The 552-nt window shown below is 30.6% G+C and carries 1 protein-coding gene; it reads right to left on the bottom strand.

Annotated elements, in window-relative coordinates; translation table 11 throughout:
* Positions 1-122: 122 nt before the first annotated feature.
* The coding region (locus Q0857_RS16890; protein WP_298538080.1) for an HNH endonuclease at positions 123-552 on the bottom strand (430 nt) is incomplete at its 5' end.

Below are 552 nucleotides of genomic sequence, written 5' to 3'. Positions count from 1 at the left end.
ATAGTGCGTAGTTTGAGTGCGAGGATTTTCCGAAGGAAAATCAGATGCAAGCAAACAAGCACTAACTTTAGATTTAGGAATAAACTTACGCATTATTTTTATACAATGTTACCCAACGTTTTTTATTCTCTTACTGAACTCCAATTTTCACCTGTTTTTATTCTATGAATTTGCATATCAGATACTCCAAAACGTTTTGCAATCCTATTGATTCTATTTTTTTTGTTTTTTAATTGACGCTTAATAATCTTAACTTTTCCTTCATTCAGTTTGCCAATATTTTTGCTCCTTTTCTTGACAATTTCTTTCCAATCAGGGTGACTAAATTGATGAAGTTCTTTTTCTCTTTTTGTAGCCCACTTTAAATTTTCAACTCGATTGTCGGTTTTGTCATAGTTTATATGAATAACACAGATTCCATTATTTTTTTCCAGAAAATGTTCAGCAACAAGTTTGTGAACGTATCTGCTAGTCTGTTTTCCGTTCTTTTTTTGTTTGACTGGTAAATTCTGATAGCCATTTATGAAATATTCTTTAACCAAAAATTCCTTA

Source organism: uncultured Algibacter sp., assembly GCF_947495925.1.
Taxonomy (GTDB): domain Bacteria; phylum Bacteroidota; class Bacteroidia; order Flavobacteriales; family Flavobacteriaceae; genus Algibacter_E.
The sequence above is the reverse complement of the archived record's forward strand: the minus strand, read 5'-3'. Positions and strand labels throughout refer to the sequence as shown.